General features: G+C 71.6%; 16 protein-coding genes. 9 read left to right on the plus strand and 7 right to left on the minus strand.

Annotated elements, in window-relative coordinates:
- The first annotated feature begins 76 nt into the window (after positions 1-76).
- Together ACZ5SK_RS36725 and cpt are read left to right on the plus strand one after the other, a co-directional pair.
- Positions 77-859: a sulfite exporter TauE/SafE family protein gene (locus tag ACZ5SK_RS36725; RefSeq protein ID WP_334580005.1), complete on the plus strand. Its 783-nt coding sequence runs from the start codon at positions 77-79 to the stop codon at positions 857-859.
- Positions 860-915: 56 nt separating this feature from the next.
- Positions 916-1,461: a chloramphenicol phosphotransferase CPT gene (cpt, locus tag ACZ5SK_RS36730; protein WP_334581357.1), complete on the plus strand. Its 546-nt coding sequence runs from the start codon at positions 916-918 to the stop codon at positions 1,459-1,461.
- On the opposite strand, the gene ACZ5SK_RS36735 is transcribed toward cpt, so the two are convergent.
- The 3 genes from ACZ5SK_RS36735 to ACZ5SK_RS36745 all read right to left on the minus strand — a co-directional run bounded on the left by ACZ5SK_RS36735 (position 1,445) and on the right by ACZ5SK_RS36745 (position 3,434).
- Positions 1,445-2,065, minus strand: coding sequence for a class F sortase (locus ACZ5SK_RS36735; protein ID WP_334580006.1), 621 nt, complete (start codon positions 2,063-2,065; stop codon positions 1,445-1,447). The genes cpt and ACZ5SK_RS36735 overlap by 17 nt on opposite strands.
- A gap of 113 nt (positions 2,066-2,178) precedes the next feature.
- Positions 2,179-2,706 (minus strand): hypothetical protein, encoded by a 528-nt coding sequence (locus ACZ5SK_RS36740; protein WP_334580007.1) that lies wholly within the window; start codon positions 2,704-2,706, stop codon positions 2,179-2,181.
- Between the two features lie 296 nt (positions 2,707-3,002).
- Positions 3,003-3,434 (minus strand): gamma-glutamylcyclotransferase family protein, encoded by a 432-nt coding sequence (locus tag ACZ5SK_RS36745; protein WP_334580009.1) that lies wholly within the window; start codon positions 3,432-3,434, stop codon positions 3,003-3,005.
- A gap of 165 nt (positions 3,435-3,599) precedes the next feature.
- On the opposite strand from ACZ5SK_RS36745, the gene ACZ5SK_RS36750 reads away from it, so the two are divergent.
- Positions 3,600-5,246: a M4 family metallopeptidase gene (locus ACZ5SK_RS36750; RefSeq protein ID WP_334580010.1), complete on the plus strand. Its 1,647-nt coding sequence runs from the start codon at positions 3,600-3,602 to the stop codon at positions 5,244-5,246.
- 458 nt (positions 5,247-5,704) lie between these two features.
- Complete coding sequence (gene chvE, locus ACZ5SK_RS36755; RefSeq protein WP_334580011.1) at positions 5,705-6,799, plus strand: multiple monosaccharide ABC transporter substrate-binding protein; 1,095 nt, start codon at positions 5,705-5,707, stop codon at positions 6,797-6,799.
- 36 nt (positions 6,800-6,835) lie between these two features.
- Here the strand turns inward: chvE and ACZ5SK_RS36760 are convergent, their stop codons facing one another.
- Positions 6,836-7,516, minus strand: a complete 681-nt coding sequence (locus ACZ5SK_RS36760) for a hypothetical protein (RefSeq protein ID WP_334580012.1) — start codon at positions 7,514-7,516, stop codon at positions 6,836-6,838.
- A gap of 150 nt (positions 7,517-7,666) precedes the next feature.
- Between ACZ5SK_RS36760 and ACZ5SK_RS36765 the strand changes: the two genes are divergently transcribed.
- Positions 7,667-8,368: a DUF6215 domain-containing protein gene (locus ACZ5SK_RS36765; RefSeq protein WP_361706727.1), complete on the plus strand. Its 702-nt coding sequence runs from the start codon at positions 7,667-7,669 to the stop codon at positions 8,366-8,368.
- 113 nt (positions 8,369-8,481) lie between these two features.
- Here the strand turns inward: ACZ5SK_RS36765 and ACZ5SK_RS36770 are convergent, their stop codons facing one another.
- Positions 8,482-9,996 carry an MFS transporter gene (locus ACZ5SK_RS36770; RefSeq protein WP_334580014.1) on the minus strand — a complete coding sequence of 505 codons (1,515 nt, stop codon included), beginning with the start codon at positions 9,994-9,996 and terminating at the stop codon, positions 8,482-8,484.
- Positions 9,997-10,210: 214 nt separating this feature from the next.
- Here ACZ5SK_RS36770 and ACZ5SK_RS36775 point away from each other — a divergent pair, with 214 nt between their 5' ends.
- Positions 10,211-10,954 carry a TetR/AcrR family transcriptional regulator gene (locus tag ACZ5SK_RS36775; RefSeq protein WP_334580016.1) on the plus strand — a complete coding sequence of 248 codons (744 nt, stop codon included), beginning with the start codon at positions 10,211-10,213 and terminating at the stop codon, positions 10,952-10,954.
- Here ACZ5SK_RS36775 and ACZ5SK_RS36780 read toward each other — a convergent pair.
- Both ACZ5SK_RS36780 and ACZ5SK_RS36785 read right to left on the minus strand, forming a co-directional pair.
- Positions 10,951-13,431, minus strand: coding sequence for a molybdopterin oxidoreductase family protein (locus tag ACZ5SK_RS36780; protein ID WP_468577059.1), 2,481 nt, complete (start codon positions 13,429-13,431; stop codon positions 10,951-10,953). The two genes, ACZ5SK_RS36775 and ACZ5SK_RS36780, sit on opposite strands and share 4 nt — an antisense overlap.
- Positions 13,432-13,542: 111 nt before the next feature.
- Complete coding sequence (locus ACZ5SK_RS36785) at positions 13,543-14,220, minus strand: SanA/YdcF family protein (RefSeq protein ID WP_334580018.1); 678 nt, start codon at positions 14,218-14,220, stop codon at positions 13,543-13,545.
- A gap of 223 nt (positions 14,221-14,443) precedes the next feature.
- Here ACZ5SK_RS36785 and ACZ5SK_RS36790 point away from each other — a divergent pair, with 223 nt between their 5' ends.
- From ACZ5SK_RS36790 to ACZ5SK_RS36800, 3 genes are all read left to right on the plus strand, one after another.
- On the plus strand, positions 14,444-15,223 hold the full coding sequence (locus tag ACZ5SK_RS36790) for a sirohydrochlorin chelatase (RefSeq protein WP_334580019.1): 780 nt from the start codon (positions 14,444-14,446) through the stop codon (positions 15,221-15,223).
- Positions 15,224-15,326: 103 nt separating this feature from the next.
- Entirely contained in the window at positions 15,327-16,586 is a 1,260-nt protein-coding gene (locus tag ACZ5SK_RS36795) for a deoxyguanosinetriphosphate triphosphohydrolase (protein WP_334580020.1), read from the plus strand.
- A gap of 149 nt (positions 16,587-16,735) precedes the next feature.
- On the plus strand, positions 16,736-18,001 hold the full coding sequence (locus ACZ5SK_RS36800) for an NAD(P)/FAD-dependent oxidoreductase (RefSeq protein WP_361706739.1): 1,266 nt from the start codon (positions 16,736-16,738) through the stop codon (positions 17,999-18,001).
- Positions 18,002-18,009 lie beyond the last annotated feature (8 nt).

The raw sequence follows: 18,009 nt of genomic DNA on the forward strand, positions 1-18,009 counted from the left end.
GGCGCAGGGTGGGTGTGAGGGTTGTCCCCGATGGCCGTCGCGAGGTCCCGGCGGTGGTCGCATAGGGTTCCTGACCATGCCCGACATATCCCTGAGCATGCTGGCGCTGCTCTGCGTCGCCGCTCTCGCGGCCGGCTGGATCGACGCGGTGGTCGGCGGGGGAGGGCTGCTGCTCCTGCCCGTGCTGCTGCTCGGCCTCCCGGCCGGGACGCCGGCGGCGACCGCGCTCGGCACCAACAAGGCGGTCGCGATCGTCGGCACCTCGGGCGCGGCCGTGACCTATGCGCGGCGCACGCCCGTGGATGTACGGCTCGCGGTGCGGATCGGGCTGGCGGCGCTGGCCGGGTCGTCCGGCGGGGCCTTCTTCGCCGCGGGGATGAGCACCGAGGTGCTGAAGCCGGTGATCATGGTGGTGCTGCTGGGCGTGGCGGGCTTCGTGATCCTGCGCCCCGCCTTCGGCACGGCCCCGCCCACCGGTCAGGCCTCCCGCCGCCGGATGCTGGCGGCCATCGCCCTCGCCGGCCTCGGCATCGGCTTCTACGACGGTCTCATCGGCCCCGGCACGGGCACCTTCCTGGTGCTCGCCCTGACCGCCGTGCTCCACCTCGACCTGGTCACCGCCTCGGCCACCGCCAAGATCGTCAACTGCTGTACCAACGCCGGCGCGCTGGCGACCTTCGCCTGGCAGGGCGCCGTGCTGTGGCAGTTGGCGGCCGTGATGGCCGTCTTCAACCTCGCGGGCGGGACGCTCGGCGCGCACACGGCCCTGAAGAAGGGCAGCGGCTTCGTCCGGGTCGTCCTGCTGACGGTGGTGTTCGCACTGGTCGCGAACCTGGCGTACGACCAGTGGATCGCCTGAAAACGAGTGGGGGGAGTCGGGCCCCGCCCCCTACTGTGACCCGCGTGACGACGCGTGTGACGACTCAGGTGATCGTGCTGAACGGCGGCTCCAGCTCCGGCAAGTCGGGGATAGTGCGGTGTTTGCAGGAGGTTCTGCCGGAGCCCTGGCTGGCCTTCGGCGTCGACTCGCTGATCGAGGCGATGCCCGGGGCGGGCGCCGGGATCGAGCTCGCCGCGGACGGCGAGGTGAACGTCGACGACGCGTTCATGACGCTGCAGGCGGCGTGGGCGACGGGCATCGCCGCGATGGTCCACGCCGGCGCCCGGGTGATCATCGACGATGTCTTCCTCGGCGGCGCGCAGTCCCAGGAGGGGTGGCGCAAGGTCCTCGACGGACTCGACGTGCTGTGGGTGGGCGTCCGGTGCGAGGCCGCGGTGGCCGCGGGGCGGGAGATCGTGCGCGGCGACCGGGTGCGGGGGATGGCCGAGCGGCAGGCGGAGCTCGTGCACCTGGGCGTGGTCTACGACCTGGAGGTCGACACCACGCACAGCGAGGCGCTGGACTGCGCGCGGACGATCGCCCGGACGCTCGCCACGACCGTGCTCAGCGGCTCCCGGTGAGGTGCGCGAAGACGACCACGTTTCCCTGGTAGCCGGTCGACTTGGAGTAGCCGCCGCCGCAGGTGATCACCCGTAGCTCGGGCCGGTCGGCCGCGCCGTACACCTTCTCGTCGGGGAAGCGGCTGGCCTCGTACACCTCGACGGCGTCGACGGTGAACAGGGCCGCGCTGCCGTCGCGCCGGTCCACCTCCACGGTGCTGCCCTTGCGCAGCGCGCCGAGGTCGTAGAAGACGGCGGGGCCGTCGGCGTTGTCGACGTGGCCGGCCACGATCGCGGTGCCGGTCTCTCCGGGGGTGGCGCCGGCCTCGTACCAGCCGGCGAGGTTCTTCCTCCCGGGCGGCGGCACGGCGAGGCTGCCGCCGGCCGTCAGACCCAGGCCCATCATGGGGGCGTTCACCCTGATCGCGGGGATGCGGATGCGGATGGGCGGGGACGGCGGCAGGGCGGCGACGGAGCGTACGTCCGTGCTTCCCGAGCGGGCCTGGGCCGCGGACGGCTGCGGCGGGGGGTGCGTCTCGGCGCCGCTGTGCAGCAGCCAGGCGCCGGAGCACAGGGCGACCGCGGTGACGGCCGCTATCGCGGTGTTGCCGACTTCGCGGCGCATCGTGGAACTCCTCTCGGTGACGGGCCCCGAGCCCCCTCCGGGCCGCGAGGGGCGTCGGACCCGGAGGGGGAGGGGACATGCGGTACCTGCTGACGGACAGCGGAGGGTGTCCGTCAGAACCCGTCGCCTCTCGCCCGGCGATGCAGGAGCCAGGTACCGCCCGCGGCGGCGACGGCGAGAGCCGCCACACCGGCCGCGGTCTGTACGGGGTCGGTGCCCAGCGCGCCGCCGACCCCCGTCTTCACACTTCCGCGCGGAGCCGTCGGCTGCCGGTCCGAGGCCAGCGTGACCACCAGGTCCCCGGTGATCCGCCGCCCGTCCCCGCCGCACTCCGCGACGATCTCGTACGTCCCCGGCTGCGCGCTGGGCGGCACCTGGAACCGGCCCGCGGCCTCGCCCTCGTGCGCGCTGGGCGCGAGCGTGAAACGACCGGCGCCCACCGCGCCGGCGTCGCCCGCCGCCCCATGACCGTTCCCGCACGCCGCCGTGTTCACCGACACCTGCCCGCCCGGCACCGCGATGGAGGGGTACACCTCCAGGTTTCCGGCCCGCGAGCCGGCCGCGTGGGCGGGTCCGGCGAAGCCGGCCGCGGCGGTGACGGCGAGCGCGGTACCGGTCAGCAGCCGGGTGGTGCGTCGCATCGGTGCTCCTCACGAGCTGTTCGGGGCCTTCGGGGCCGTCGAGGTCTTCGAGGTCTTCGGGATCTTCTGAGGTTCTCTGCCTTTCCGAGGTAAGTCGCAGTGGCGAGTGCGCGCTTGCTGATGTCGCGTCAGGAATGGGATGAATGGGTGTCAGATTCGACGACGTACGGCTGCCGTCACCTGCGTTTCACCAGGTCATCGCCGTGCGGGCGGCAAAGTGCGGAAAAGCTTCCGAAGAGGGTGTGAACGGGTGACCGGCCACCGTCGCGCGAGTGGGTCACCCCCGCGCGAGTCGGTCACCCCCGCGTGAGCCAGTCCCCGCCCTCGATCGGCTTCCCGCGGGCCCGCAGCCGGGCGGCGACGGCGGGCGCGGCGACGTACACCCAGGCGCGTACGGGGGTCGAGCCGTCCTCGCCGAGCACCGACCGCTCGACGCGCTCGTAGAGGTTGCGCGGGTCGCCCGGCCGGTACTCCTCCAGCCGGTCGAGCTCGGCGAGCAGCCGTGCGTACGCCGCCGGGAGGGCCGTCACGAGCTCCCCGACGACGGACGCGCCCGCGGCGCCTGGCTGTTCGACGACGTAGGGGTAGCCGGGGCCGTCGTACAGCACCGCGCCGCTGAGCCGGGCCGGCTCCTCGCGCAGGGTGCGGCCGCGCAGGAAGGCGTCGTGGTTGACCTCGCCGGGGCGGAGCGTGCCGTAGACGAAGAAGGGGAGTTCAGGGGCGGTCACAGAAACGATTCTCTCCCCTCACGGCCCCCACACCGGTCTCTCGCGTTGGCGCTATGGACATGACATGTCAGGCCCTCTTGAATGCCAGGACCACATCAGCGCCACTCCCCAAGCACCCCCACGCGCGCCCCCCACGGCGCCTTCCCGAGGAGACCGAAGACACTGATGAGTCGGATACGGCAGCACGTGAGAGGTTCCCGTCTCGCCACCGCCGGCATCGCCGCCACCACGGCCACGCTCCTGGCCGCCGTACTCTCCCCGGTCGCCGACGCGGCCGACAGGCCGACCCGGGCCACCGCCCTGGACAACGCGGCGGCGGCCCTCGCCGACCACGCGGCGGCCCTGGGCCTCACCTCCGTGCAGGGCACCTCCGTCCGCGACGTGGTCGTCGACAAGGACGGCGCCCAGCACATCCGCTACGACCGCACCTACCGCCAACTCCCCGTCCTGGGCGGGGACTTCGTGGTCCATCTGGCCCCCGACGGCAGCTACCGCAGCGCGAACCGGGCGACGCGCGCGGCGATCTCGCTCGCGAGCATCACGCCGAAGCTGTCGGCGCCCAAGGCCGCCGACGTGGCCGTCAACGCCCTGCGCGCGGCCAACCTGGGCGAGACGCTCAAGCAGGTGAAGGCCAAGCCGCAGCTGGTCGTCGACGCCCTGCACGGCGCCCCGAAGCTGGCCTGGCGGACGAACGTCGTCGCCCTGGACTCGCTCGGCAACCCGGTCGCCCGCGCGGTGCTCACCGACGCCCGCACCGGCGCGCAGATCGACGCCTGGGACACCATCGAGACGGCGACGGGCGACGGCAAGTCCCTGTACGGCGGCACGGTCCCGCTGGAGACGACCCTGTCGGGCTCGACGTACCAGCTCAAGGACCCGACGCGCGGCAACACCTACACCGGTGACGCGGCCAACAAGACCGACCTGTGCATCTTCGGCATCTGCATCAGCCGCGCCCCCGCGACCCTGTTCACGGACACGGACAACCACTGGGGCACGGGCGCGAGCGCCGACCGCTCCACGGCCGCCGTCGACGCCCAGTACGGCACCGACGTGACCTGGGACTACTACAAGAACGTGCACGGCCGCAACGGCATCGGCAACGACGGCAAGGGCTCCTACAACCGCGTCCACTACGGCAACAGCTACAACAACGCCTTCTGGGACGACAGTTGCTTCTGCATGACCTACGGCGACGGTGACGGCACCCAGCTCGGCCCGCTGGTCGCCCTGGACGTGGCCGGACACGAGATGTCCCACGGAGTGACGTCCAAGACGGCCGCGCTGACCTACTCGGGCGAGTCGGGCGGCCTGAACGAGGCGACGTCCGACATCTTCGGCTCCCTGGTGGAGTTCTACGCGGGCAACTCCTCCGACCCCGGCGACTACCTCATCGGCGAGAAGATAGTCCGCTCCGGCTTCGGCCGGGACGCCCTTCGCTACATGGACAAGCCGAGCAAGGACGGCAACTCCGCCGACTACTGGAGCAGCTCGGTCGGCAACCTCGACGTCCACTACTCCTCGGGCGTCGCCAACCACTTCGCCTATCTGCTGGCCGAGGGCAGCGGCACGAAGACGATCAACGGCGTGACGTACAACTCGCCGACATACAACGGTTCCACGGTGACGGGCATCGGCCGCGACAAGCTCGGCGCGATCTGGTACCGGGCGTTGACGGTCTACATGACGTCCTCCACGAACTACGCGGGCGCGAGGACGGCGACCCTCAACGCGGCGAAGGACCTCTACGGCAACGGCAGCACGGAGTACAACGCGGTGGCGGCGGCCTGGAGCGCGGTCAACGTGAACTGACCCCGCCGACGACCTGCTCCTGGGCATGTGACGCGGCCGCCTCGGTCCTCGGGACCGGGGCGGCCGCTGTGTCGTCACCGTGCTGTTTTCTGTACTTTCCGAAACCGTTTCTGTGCGGACCGTTGACACCCTGCACGCCCGCTCCTAATCTCGCGCCAAACTTGCGACCATGTGACGGTATTTCGAACGGCTGAAAGGCAAGCGCACTGCGCACCACCGGAATCGGTACATACGCGACAGGCACGCCATGGCGCGGTCTGACGTATGCCCAGGTGTTCCGACCCGCAGTCGTCTCAGCGCGACCCGCCGCCTGTTCCCCGTGCCTGAACGTGCGCACCACGTCCCTGACGACGTCGGCGACCGTGTGCGGATCCGCCGCGGCGCACCGATCCCCCTGAGTCCGGTCCGCGGTTACGCCGTCACCCTCTCAACGACGAGAAGAACGAGGAACGATCACCATGCGCAACCGAAGAGCGGCGCTCGCCACGATCGCCGGAGCCGCCTCTCTGGCCCTCACCCTGTCCGCGTGCGGCGAGAGCACCACGGGCAGCGCCAAGAAGGCGGGCGGCACCATCGGCATCGCCATGCCGACCGAGGCCTCCGAGCGCTGGCTCACCGACGGAAAGAGCGTGGTCAGCGACCTGAAGGCCGAGGGATACCAGGCCAAGCTGCTCTACGGCGAGGACGACCCGAAAACCCAGGTCTCCCAGATCGAGGGCCTGATCAAGGAGGGTGTCGACGCGCTGATCATCGCGGCCATCGACAACAGGTCGCTGAACGGCGTGCTCCAGCAGGCCGCCGCCGCCAAGATCCCGGTGATCTCCTACGACCGGCTCATCCTCGGCACCCCGAACGTCGACTACTACGTCTCCTTCGACAACGAGCAGGTCGGCCGGTTCCAGGCCCGCTACATCATCGACAAGCTCGGCCTGGAGAAGGGCAAGGGCCCGTTCAACATCGAACTGTTCGCCGGCTCCCCCGACGACAACAACACCAAGTACTTCTTCGACGGCGCGATGCACCTCCTCCAGCCGTACCTGGACAACAAGCAGTTGGTCATCCGGTCCGGCCAGACCGCGCTCAAGCAGGTCACCACCCTGCGCTGGGACGGCCCCACCGCGAAGAAGCGCATGGAGGGCATCCTCTCCGCGTCGTACAGCACCAAGACGGTCGACGCGGTCCTGTCGCCGTACGACGGCATCTCCATCGGCGTCCTGAAGGCGCTGAAGGAGGACGGCTACGGCTCCGGAAACAAGCCTTTGCCCATCATCACCGGTCAGGACGCCGAACTGGCCTCGGTGAAGTCGATCATCAAGGGCGAGCAGTCGCAGACCGTCTACAAGGACCTCCGCCTCCTCGCCGGGGTCGCCGCGGAGATGGTCGACGACATCCTCACCGGCAAGACGCCGAAGATAAACAACAGACGGGCCTACAACAACGGCGTCAAGACCGTGCCGTCCTACCTGCTCCAGCCGACGACCGTCGACAAGAGCAACTACGAGTACGTCCTGGTCGCGGGCGGCTACTACACCGACGCCGAACTCAAGTCCTGAGGCGTCCCGCCCCCAAACCCCACGCGGTCGCCGCGGCTACCAGCCGACCACCGCCGGGCCGAGGCTCAGCCCGGTCCGGTCGAGCCATTCCTCCTGGACGTCGCGGTTGCGGGTGCCTATGGAGAGGTAGACCGCGTGGGTTCCGGGGGCGGGTTCGGCGCACTGGTCGGTCCACACACTGTTGAGGCAGAGTTGCACTCCGCAGAGCTTCGACGAGGGCAGGCCGCGCAGACTCCCCTCCCAGGACACGTCGAATCCCAGCGGGCCCACGGCCTGGACCATGAGGTCCAACTCCGCCTCCGGGCAGAACTCGTCGGGCCCGCGCCCTTTGAAGGGGGGAGTGCTCCAGCCGGGCAGGGCCAGTTGCAGTCCCCGTTCCTCGATCAGGGGCCACACCTCGGCGATCTCGGGGCGCAACTCGACTTCCACGCCGTAGGCGTCGCGACCGCGCACCGCGTCCGTTCGGGCGAGCACGTGCCAGAACTCCGCCAGTCCGTCCGGCGGAAGGGGTCTGCCGTCACAGCATCCGACCTCACCCCAGGTGAAGTAACGCCGCGCGTAGTGGAACTGATCGACCGTCACGACCGGCCCGACCTCGGGAGAGAACGGCTCCTCGGCCCACTCCGCGAACGTGTCCAGCAGCCCACGGGCACGCCGCAGCGCGCTCACGGCGTCCGGCAACGGCTCGAGTACCTGGTAGAGCAGGGACATTCCCATGGCGCACCTCCGGAAGCGGAGCGTACGCACGTCACAGCCCGGCGTCGCCCGAATAACTCTCTTCCGCGTGGCTGGATCACCCGCTACGCTCCCCCAGCGCGCATCCCGCGCGAGCAGGCAGTACCGGGGGTAATAGGGGACATGGGGGACATGGTCGAGGAAGTTGCCGCGCCCGAGAAGGGCCCGAACGCATGGGCTCAGGCCATCGCGGCGCTGGTCGTGGTCGGGGCGCTCGGGGGCGGGCTGTTCGTGCTCCAGAAGAACGACGCCAAGGCCGCCGACAAGCCGGCGACCTGCACCGCCGACGACAAGGACAAGAAGGCCGACCGGGCCGCGAGGGCGGCGCACCGCGTCTCCGGAACCCAGCTGTGCACGGCGCTGAACCGCGCGGACCTGCCGACGCTCCTCGGCACTCCGCGGGAGCAAGCGCGCAGCGCCTACGGCGGTGACGGCTCGATCGAGATGGACGGCTCGGAGACTCAGACCCCCGAGGGGACCGTCCAGCTGGACACCTACACCGTGCAGCTCTCACGGTCCTACGACGACTTCCCGGTCGGCGGGATGGAGGACCTGCTGAGCGAGGCGGAGAAGAAGACGATCCTGGGCCACCCCGCGGTGCTCTACTCGGGCCGGACGATCGCCATCCAGTTCAACCTCGGCGGTGGCAAGTCCGACACCGCCCCCGGCGGCATCGCCCGCACCCTGGTCGTCGCCCCGGACGCCAAGGACGGCGGCGGCTCCTACGAACTCGCCATCTGGCGCCAGGACAGCATCCGTCCGGACGACGCGGCACTGCTGCGCGTCGCGCAGAAGGTACTGCCCGCGATCCCGGGCTGGACGGCAGCCGGCTGACGACCGTCGGCTACCGGCTACCGGCTACCGGCTACCGCCTACCGGCTGACGACCGTGCCGAAGGCCGGCGCCCCCGCGGGGTGCCGGCCTTCTCGGTACGGGCGTCCAGCCGGTCAGGCGACCAGCTCCTGCTCCTCCACCGGCGTGTCGAGCGAGGCCGTCGGCTGTTCCGGCTTGCGGTCGCGCATCACCAGGGTGGCCAGGACCGCCGCCGCCAGCACACCGATCGCGCTGACCGTGAAGGTCGTCGTCATCGAGGCGGTGAAGGCCTCCCGGGCCGCCCGGACCAGGGCCTGGTCCCCGCCGGCCACCGCCAGCGCCCCGCCGATGGACTGCCGGGCCGCCTCGGGGGCGTCGGCCGGCATCTCGGCGGCGTAGCCGCTGGTGAGGAGGGAGCCGAGGATCGCGATGCCCAGAGCCGTGCCGGCCTGCTGGATCGTGTCGTTCAGGGCCGAGCCGACGCCCGCCTTGTCCGCGGGGATGGTGCCCATCAGCGCGCCCACCGCGGCCGGCATCGCCAGACCCGCGCCGAGGCCGAGCAGCCCGAGGGCGATCGCCGGGACGGTGAAGCCGGAGTCGGCGTCGACCGTCGTCAGCAGGGCGAAGCAGGCGACCATCACGAGCATGCCGGACAGGATCACGTAGCGGTTGCCGTACTGTGCGGCGAACTTGGCGCCCATGCCGTTGCCGATCAGCGCGGCGACGGCCAGGGGCAGGAAGGCGAGGCCCGCCTTGACGGGGGAGTAGCCGAGGACGAACTGCAGGTACTGGGTGAGGACCAGCAGCAGACCGCCGTTGCCGATCTGCACCAGGGCCAGCGAGAGCGAACCGCCGCTGAAGTTGCGGTGCTTGAAGAGGACCAGCGGGACCATCGGGGCGGAGCTGACGTTCTCCCAGATCACGAAGCCGGCCAGACCGACGACGGCGACCACGAGGCTGACGGTGGAGCGGCCGCCGAAGGCGCCGTGCTGCGGGAGCTCGATGATCCACCACACCAGGGCGGTCATGCCGACCGCGGAGAGCACCGCGCCCAGCGGGTCGGGCTTCTGCCAGGGCGCCTTCGACTCCGGCATCAGGACCACGGCGGCGACGACGGCCAGCACGACGACGGGGACGTTGATGAAGAAGATCGAGTGCCAGGAGAAGTGGTCGATCAGGACACCGCCGAGCACGGGGCTGCCGACCAGGCCCAGCATCGACACCGACCCCCAGGCCGCCATCGCCCTGCCGCGCTCCTCCTCGTCGAAGACGGTGATGAGGATCGAGAGGGTGGACGGCATGATCAGCGCCCCGCCGACGCCCATCGCGGTGCGGACGGCGATCACCTCACCGGGGTTCGTACAGATCGTCGCGGCCAGTGAGGCCGCCCCGAAGAGCAGCAGGCCTGTCAGCATCACCTTCCGGCGGCCGAAGCGGTCGCCGAGGCTTCCGGAGGTCAGCAGCAGGCCGGCGAAGACCAGGATGTAGGAGTCGAGGATCCACTGCGTGTCCTGGGCACTCGCGCCGAGGTCCTCGGTCATCGAGGGCACCGCGACGGTCAGCGCCATGCTGTCGATCGTCAGGACCAGCGTGCTCAGGCACAGCACGACGAGGATCCACCAACGGCGTGGGCTGCGGGTTTCCGACATGGGAAGTCCGGTCCTTTCGATGACTTCGGCGATTTCAACGATTTGAGTGACTTCAGCGACTTGAGCGAATTCGGCGTTCTCAACGGGCTGCGTACGGTGTTCCGTCCGTTGCGAACACTGTACGCACGGCGGAACAGTGTGCGCAAGCGCCGAACTCTGTACGCTGAGGCGCACGATGTACGCCCCATGCCGTCGGATCGCCGGGAGTGAAGCCATGGCCGCCAAGACGAAGAACCCGAAGCCCGTCGCGTCCGTCTGGACCCGGCAGAAGCGCGAGCCCGACCAGCCCGCGCTCAGCCAGGACGCGATCGTCCGCGAGGCGGTCGCGATGCTGGACGCCGACGGCATCGAGGCGCTGAGCATGCGCAAGCTGGGCGCGCGCCTGAACGCCGGCGCGACCTCTCTCTACCGGCACGTCGCCACCAAGGACGAGCTGATGGAGCTGGCCGTGGACGAGGTCGCCGCCGAGATCCACGTCCCGCCCGCCGACGGCCCCGACTGGCGCGCCGCCGTCACGGAGGCCGCGGCCTCCTTCCGTGCGACGGCGCTACGGCACCCCTGGCTGTCCTCGGTCCTCGGCCAGGCCGGCCTCGCCTACCTCGGCCCCAACCTGATGGCCTTCTCCGAGAGCCTGGCCGCCCTGTTCACCGCCGCCGGCTTCGAGGAGCCGGGCCGCGCGATCGAGCCGCTGCTCAGCTACGTCATCGGCGTCAGCACCACCGAGGCGGCCTGGCTCACCACGGTCGCCCGCTCCGGCGAGAGCGAGGTCGACTTCATCGCCCGCCTGATGCCCGCCGCCCAGCAGGCCGCCGCCCCCTACGACCACCTCGCCGACGAGTACGCCGTAAGCGCCGCCGGGGCGAGCGACCCGGTGGCACTGCGCGAGGACAAGTTCACCTACGGCCTGGAGGTCGTCCTGGACGGCCTGGCCCTGCGCCTGCCCCGCGACCCGTCCTAGAGAGCCGCCGCCTTCTCCACCCGTACCGCGCACACCTTGAACTCCGGCATGCGCGAGGTCGGGTCGAGCGCCGGGTTGGTGAGGGTGTTGGCGCGGCCCTCGCCCGGCCAGTGGAACGGCATGAAGACGGTGTCCGGGCGGATTTTGGTGGTGATGCGGGCGGGTGCGACGGCGCGCCCCCGCCGGGACACGACCGCCACCGGGTCGCCCTCGGCCGCCCCGAGCCGCGCCGCGAGACGGGGGTGCAGCTCGACGAACGGGCCGGGCGCGGCGGCGTTCAGCTCGTCCACCCGCCGGGTCTGCGCGCCGGACTGGTACTGCGCGACGACCCGCCCGGTGGTGAGCAGCACGGGGTAGTCGTCGTCCGTTTCCTCGGCGGCCGGCCGGTGCGTGACCGGCACGAACCGAGCCCGGCCGTCCGGCGTGGCAAACCGCTCAAGAAAGAGCCGAGGCGTACCGGCCGGCCTCCGCTCGCCCCGCCCCCCGCCCCCGGCGTCCACCCCGTTCCCGGCGTCCACCCCGTTCCCGGCGTCAACCCCGTCCCGGGCGGCCCCCACACCCCCAGCGTTCTCTGCGCCCCCTGCGTCCGCCACGGTCTTCGCGTTCCCAGCGTTCCCAGCGGCCCCCGCGTCCACCCCGTCCCGGGCGGCCCCCACACCCCCAGCGTTCTCTGCGCCCCCCGCGTCCGCCACGGTCTTCGCGTTCCCTGCGTTCCCTGCGTTCCCTGCGTCCGCCCCGTCCCCGGCGTCCCCCACGCCCCCAGTGTTCTCTGCGCCCCCTGCGTCCGCCACGGCCCTCGCGTTCCCAGCGGCCCCCGCGTCACCCACCGCCCCAGCGTCCGCCACGCCCCCCGTGTCCGGCTTCTCCTCTGCTGGGCAGGGCCAGAACACGCCCTCGCCCGCTCCTTCCGCCAGTCGCGCGTAGCTGATCCCGGAGTAGTCCGCGATGCCGCCCGCGCTGGCCCGCCGGAGTTCCTCGAAGACCTCCTCGGGCTCGGTCGGGAAGCCCTTCTCGACGCCCAGCCGGGCCGCCAGCTCGTGCAGCACCTCCAGGTCGCTGCGCACGCCCTCCGGGGCGGTGATCGCCTGCCGGCGCAGCAGCACCCGCCCTTCCAGGCTGGTCGTCGTCCCCGTCTCCTCCGCCCACTGGGTGACCGGCAGGACGACGTCCGCGAGGGCCGCCGTCTCCGACAGGACGACGTCACAGACGGCAAGGAAACCAAGGGACTTCAGGCGTTCCTCGACATGGGCCGCCCGCGGCGCGGACACCACCGGGTTGGACCCCATCAGCAGCAGCGAGCGGATGTCCGTGCCCAGGGCGTCCAGCAGCTCGTAGGCGCTGCGTCCCGGCCCGGGCAGTGAGTCGGGGTCGACGCCCCACACCTCGGCCACGTGGGCCCGGGCCGCCGGGTCGTCCAGCTTGCGGTAGCCGGGCAACTGGTCGGCCTTCTGGCCGTGTTCGCGCCCGCCCTGCCCGTTGCCCTGCCCGGTGAGGCAGCCGTAGCCGCTGAGCGGGCGTCCCGCCCGGCCCGTCGCCAGGCACAGGTTGATCCACGCGCCGACCGTGTCGGTCCCCTTGGACTGCTGCTCGGGTCCGCGCGCGGTGAGCACCATCGCGGTCTCGGGCTCGCAGAACAGCCGCACTGTCTCCCTCAGTTGTGGAACGGACACCCCCGTGATCCGCTCCACGTACTCGGGCCAGTGCGCCATGGCCGCGGCCCGCGCGTCCTCCCAGCCGACGGTCCGCTCCCGCACGTACTCCTCGTCGACCCGTCCCTCGGCGACGATCAGGTGCAACAGGCCGAGGGCGAGGGCGAGATCCGTCCCGGGCCGGGGCGCGAGATGCAGGTCGGCCTGCTCGGCGGTCTTCGTCAGGCGCGGGTCGATCACGATCAACGTGCCGCCGTTCTCCCGCAGTTCGTTGAAGAACCGCAGGGAGGGCGGCATGGTCTCCGCGAGGTTCGACCCGACGAGGATCACGCACCCCGTCCTCGGGATGTCCTCCAGCGGGAACGGCAGCCCCCGGTCCAGGCCGAACGCCTTGATGCCGGCCGCCGCCGCGGACGACATGCAGAAGCGCCCGTTGTAGTCGATCTGCGAGGTGCCGAGCACGACCCGCGCGAACTTGCCGAGCGTGTACGCCTTCTCGTTCGTCAGCCCGCCCCCGCCGAACACCCCGAGCGCGTCGGCCCCGTGCACGTCCCGCACACGCGCCAGCTCCCCGGCGATCCGGTCGAGCGCCTCCTCCCAGGTGGCCGGCACGAGCGTGTCGCCGGACCGCACCAACGGGGAGGTCAGCCGCACCCGGGACGAGAGCACCTGAGCCGCCGTACGGCCCTTGCCGCACAGCGCGCCCCGGTTCACCGGGAAGTCCGCGCGCTCGACCACCTCGACACCCCCCGTGGGCAGGGGCGACAGGGCCATCCCGCACTGCAGGGCGCAGTACGGGCAGTGGGTGGGTGTCGAGGTGGTCCGCATACGCCTCAGCGTGCGTCGGCCGTGTTACACCCCGTGCGGTCTCCTGTTACGGCGGTGTGGTGGTGCCCTCCCGCCCGACCCCGGCCCACCGTGAGGCGTCCGCCTCGCGCGCTACCGGCCGTCCGCCAGCGCCCTCGTCACGCCCTGCTCCTTCGGCCCGAGGAACCGGGGGTCCGGCTCGAACACCGCGTCCAGGGCCGCCTTGCCGGCCGCGAGGACCTCCCGGGCGCCCCCGTAGTACCAGGTCACGTCGTGTTTGGCGGCGACGCCGACACCGTACGAGTCCACGCCCGCCGCCTCGCACAGGGCGACGGCCCGCCGGATGTGGAACCCCTGGCTGATCAGTACGGCCCGGTCGACGCCGAAGATCTTCTTGGCGCGGACGCAGGAGTCCCAGGTGTCGAAACCGGCGTAGTCGCTGACGATCCGCGCATCGGGCACCCCGTGCTTCGTCAGGTACGTGCGCATCGCGTCGGGTTCGTCGTAGTCCTTGCGGCTGTTGTCGCCCGTCACGAGCACGACCTTGATCCGACCCTCCCGGTACAGCGTGGCCGCCGCGTCCAGCCGGTGCGCGAGATACGGCGACGGCTCGCCGTCCCACAGACCCGCGCCGAACACGACGGCGACCTCGGTGCGCGGCGCGTCCGCCGTCGTACCGAGCCGGTCCGCCGTCGTCACCCACATCCAGGTGGACGGCAGCAGCGCCAGCACACACCCCGCCATCACGGCCTGCACCAGCCGGCGCCGTCCCGCACGGGTGCGCGGCAGCCGCGGTCGACGGATGTTCATACGGTGTCCCCCCGGGTCGACAACCCCTTCGGCCTGGGAAGACGCAGCGAACAGAGATCCGGTTCGATCCAGGTCGATCCAGGTTCGAATCCGGTTCGCCTCCCGCGTCGCTTCCGCGTTCGAGCGGCATCTCACACCGCCGCCCCGCCCGCCGTGAACCCCCGGAAAGAACTCGTGACGGTCAGGCAACGGCGGTGCAACCTCGGGCCGTCACGATCGGTGCATGAGCCAGCCAAGCCTCGTCCACCTCGACGGCCGCCGGCGACCCGGCCCGCCCGCGCTGGTCGTCGTCGCCCACGGCAGCCGCGACCCGCGCGCCCTGAGCACCGTCCGCACGCTCCTGGACCGCGTCCGCGAGCAGCGTCCCGGCCTGCCGGTCCACCTCGGCCACATCGAGCTCAACGAGCCCCTGCTGACGGACACCCTCGCCGACCTCGACGCCCACGACACGACGGACGCCGTCCTGGTCCCGCTGCTGCTGGCCCGCGGCTACCACGTCAAGCGGGACATCCCCGAGATGGCGGCCAGGGCTCGGGTACGCACGCGCGTGGCGGCCCCGCTCGGCCCGCACCCCCTGCTGGTGGAGACGCTCCACAGCCGTCTGGTCGAGGCGGGCTGGCGCACGGACCTGACGGACGCGGAACGCCGCACGAGCGCGGTGGTCCTCGCGGCGGCCGGCTCCCGCGACCCCGACTCGGCCGTCGACACCCGCCGCACCGCCCACCTCCTGGCCCACCGCCTGGGCGTCCCGGTGATCCCCGCGTACGCCTCCACAGCGACCCCGACGGTCCCCACGGCCCTGCGCGCACTGGCGGCGAGGGGCCGGGAAAGGGTGGCCGTCGCCTCCTACTTCACGGCCCCCGGCCGCTTCGCAACGGAATGCGCGCAGGCGGCCCCCTGGATCGCATCTGCTCCGCTGGGCACCCACCCCGCGATGACCGACCTCCTGCTCCACCGCTACGACCAGGCATTGCAGGCAGACGGCAAGAGCAACGCCGCCTAAAAAAGGGGCGCGAGCGACCACATCCGGCCTGTGGCCGCCAAACCACCGAACCCGGCAGTCGAGTAGGCGCCCAATTGTCAGTACCGCCGCTTACTGTCGAAACATGCCCTATGACCCGCCGTCAACCGAACGTTGGGCGCACGAACCCGACAAACGCCCCGGCCGTACCGCCTTCCAACGAGACCGCGCACGCGTCCTGCACTCCTCGGCGCTCAGAAGACTCGCCGGCAAGACCCAGGTGGTCACCCCGGGAGAGCGCACCGACGCCTGGGACGCCACGCCCCGCACCCGCCTCACGCACTCCCTGGAGTGCGCCCAGGTGGGCCGCGAGCTCGGCGCGGCCCTGGGCTGCGATCCCGACCTGGTCGAGGCGGCCTGTCTCTCCCACGACCTGGGGCACCCCCCGTTCGGCCACAACGGCGAACAGGCCCTGAACGACTTCGCGCAGGACTGCGGCGGCTTCGAGGGCAACGCCCAGTCACTGCGTCTCCTCACCCGCATCGAGCCCAAGCGCTTCACCGCCGAGGGCTCCGTCGGCCTCAACCTCACCCGGGCCGCCCTCGACGCCGCCACCAAGTACCCGTGGCCCCGGGGCGCCCACCCCACGGACCCCGCGTCCCGCAAGTTCGGTGTGTACGAGGACGACCGGCCGGTCTTCGACTGGGTCCGCAAGGAGGCCCCGGGCACGCGCACGTGCTTCGAGGCGCAGGTCATGGACTGGGCGGACGACGTGGCGTACTCGGTGCACGACGTGGAGGACGGCCTGCACGCGGGACACATCGACCCGGGCTGCCTGCACGCCGAGCCGGAACGCCAGGAGGTCTTCCGGGTCGCCGTCGGCCGCTACGTTGCGGACGACACCGATCCGGCCGAACTCGCCGCCGCCCTGGACCGTCTCCTGGACCAGGAGTGGTGGCCGCACGGCTACGACGGCACGGCGGTCGCCCAGGCCGGCCTGAAGGACGCCACCAGCCAGCTCATCGGCCGCTTCTGCCTCGCCGCCGAGTCGGCCACCCGCGCGCGCCACGGCGCGGGCCGCCTCACCCGTTACGGCGCCGAACTCGTCGTCCCGTACGAGACGCGCCTGGAGTGCGCGGTCCTCAAGGCGGTCGCCGACCGGTACGTCATGCAGCGGGCCGAGCAGGAACGCCTGCGCGCCGACCAGCGTGTCGTCATCAGCGAGCTCGCCGAGGCGCTCACCGCGCGCGCCCCGGACGGTCTCGACCCCCAGTTCCGCGCGCTGTTCGACCGGGCCGCCGACGACCGGGCCCGCAAGCGGGTCGTCGTCGACCAGATCGCCTCCCTCACCGACGCCTCCGCCCGCTCGCTTCACGCCCGTCTGACGGGGCAGACGACACCCTGACCGGTTGGACCCTGACCGAGGGAGGGTCGGGTGCGCCCAAACGGGCCCGAACGAGCCCCGGCGTGCCTTGATCGGGCACGTCCCCCTTCCCCCATCACGCTGCGTGCGGGACGCTCGCATGTGGCGGCACGCTTACGAGGAGGCATCACGTGGTCGACGCGGATCAGACATTTGTCATCGTCGGAGGAGGCCTGGCCGGCGCGAAGGCGGCCGAGACGCTGAGGGCGGAGGGCTTCACCGGCCGCGTGATACTGATCTGCGACGAGCGCGACCACCCCTACGAGCGTCCGCCGCTCTCCAAGGGCTATCTGCTCGGCAAGGAGACGCGCGAGAGCGTCTTCGTGCACGAGCCCGCCTGGTACGCGCAGAACGACATCGAGCTGCACCTGGGCCAGACCGTCGACGCGATCGACCGCACCGCGAAGACGGTCCGCTTCGGTGACGACGGCACGCTCGTCCACTACGACAAGCTGCTCCTGGCCACCGGCGCCGAGCCGCGCAGGCTGGACATCCCCGGCACCGACCTGGCGGGCGTGCACCACCTGCGGCGGCTCGCGCACGCCGAGCGGCTCAAGGGCGTCCTGGCCGCCCTCGGCCGTGACAACGGCCACATCGTGATCGCCGGCGGCGGCTGGATCGGCCTGGAGATCGCGGCGGCGGCCCGTGAGTACGGCGCGGAGGTCACCGTCGTCGAACCGGAGCCGACCCCGCTGCACGGTGTGCTCGGCCCGGAGCTGGGCGGCCTCTTCGCCGACCTGCACCGCGAGCACGGCGTCCGCTTCCACTTCGGCGCCCGGCTCACCGAGATCGTCGGCCAGGACGGCATGGTCCTCGCCGCCCGCACCGACGACGGTGAGGAGCACCCGGCGCACGACGTCCTCGCGGCGATCGGCGCGGCCCCCCGCACGGGCCTCGCGGAGGCGGCCGGCCTCACCCTCGCCGACCGCGCCCACGGTGGCGGCATCTCGGTGGACGCCCAGCTGCGCACCTCCGACCCCGACATCCACGCGGCCGGCGACGTCGCGTCCTTCCCGCACGGTCTCTTCGACACCCGGCTGCGGGTGGAGCACTGGGCCAACGCGCTGAACGGCGGTCCGGCCGCCGCCCGCGCGATGCTCGGCAAGGACGTCACCTACGACCGCGTGCCCTACTTCTTCTCCGACCAGTACGACCTGGGCATGGAGTACAGCGGGTGGGCGCCGCCGGGGACGTACGACGAGGTGGTGATCCGGGGTGACGCCGGCAAGCGGGAGTTCATCGCGTTCTGGGTCAAGGAGGGCCGCGTGCTGGCCGGGATGAACGTGAACGTGTGGGACGTCACAGAGCCGATCCAGAAGCTGATCACGTCGAGAACCCCCGTGAACACGGAGGCGCTGGCCGACCCGCACGTTCCCCTGGAGGACCTGGCCTCGTAGCGGCCCCG

It is taken from the genome of Streptomyces sp. NPDC031474 (assembly GCF_055581185.1).